This window comes from Vibrio sp. 10N.222.48.A3, from assembly GCF_041475345.1.
Taxonomy (GTDB): Bacteria; Pseudomonadota; Gammaproteobacteria; order Enterobacterales; family Vibrionaceae; genus Vibrio; species Vibrio tasmaniensis_A.
The window spans coordinates 1-1,042 of the sequence record NZ_JBFRVX010001383.1 but is presented as its reverse complement, the minus strand read 5'-3'; the positions used below and the strand labels follow the sequence as shown (position 1 = coordinate 1,042).

Below are 1,042 nucleotides of genomic sequence, written 5' to 3'. Positions count from 1 at the left end.
GGTTTGAAAAACTATAAAAATGGATTCGATATGAAAAAAATGATAGTGACGCTTGCTCTAATTGCACCTTTATCTGCAGTGGCTGCACAAAAAGACCCAAATGGTTTCTATATCGGAGTAGGAGCTGGTTCAACTGAACTTGATGATGGTGGTTTTGGTAAGGCCATAACTCGCAAAACCACAACAACTGAAACTGAATCACCTTCTTATAAACTCATTGCCGGTTATCAGATCAACCGTATTATTGGTATCGAAGGTCAATATACTAAATATGGAACGTCTACAACAAAAGTAGGCAGTTCAAAAGCATTCACAACAGATTTTAGTTCAATTAGCGTTGCTGCGAATGTTGGTTATACGTTCGATATTGGTCTTCGACCTTATGCACTTTTAGGTTATAGCTTTTTAAATTCAGAAATTGAAAACAGTGCTAATAATAAATACTTTGCGACTAAGTCATCAACCGTATCTGGTATAAAAATGGGGGTGGGCGTAGAGTATGCAATTCCTGCTGCACCAGCTCTAGCATTACGTGCAGGTATTGATTGGGAAGCAGCTGATATCAAAGTGAAAGATGAAAAGAACAAAGAGTTATCTAACGTTCACACACTAGGCTCATTCTATTTGGCGACGACATACACATTCTAGACTAGTGTTATTGAAAAGCTAAGTAGGTGATTGCCCACTTAGCTTTTTTAATATTAAAGTACTTTCCAGATTGGCTTTTTAGCTGTTTTTAATAACCCGTTTTAATAAATCTAGATTAAATTTATCTATCAGCCAGTACAGGCAATATTCTACTCAGCTTATCAAGAGTCTCTTGGTACTCAGAAGCACAATCACTATCAAATACTACACCTCCTCCAGCCCAAGCATAAAGCGTATTGTTTTCTGCCACTAACGTACGAATCGTAATGCTGGTGTCCATTCTGCCATTACGGCTGATATAACCAATGCTACCGCAATACGCCGAGCGACGATGAGGCTCTAGCTCCTCAATGATCTGCATCGCGCGAACTTTTGGAGCGCCGGTAATCGACCC

At 39.3% G+C, this 1,042-nt stretch carries 2 protein-coding genes; one reads left to right on the top strand and one right to left on the bottom strand.

Features of this window, described 5'->3' with window-relative positions; all coding sequences use genetic code 11:
• Positions 1–648 (top strand): porin family protein (locus AB4653_RS26525; RefSeq protein WP_372105719.1); only part of this gene is annotated, 648 nt, incomplete at its 5' end.
• Positions 649–769: 121 nt separating this feature from the next.
• Here AB4653_RS26525 and AB4653_RS26520 read toward each other — a convergent pair.
• Positions 770–1,042, bottom strand: a 273-nt coding sequence (locus AB4653_RS26520) for a chorismate-binding protein (RefSeq protein ID WP_372105718.1), incomplete at its 5' end; no start/stop codon positions are given.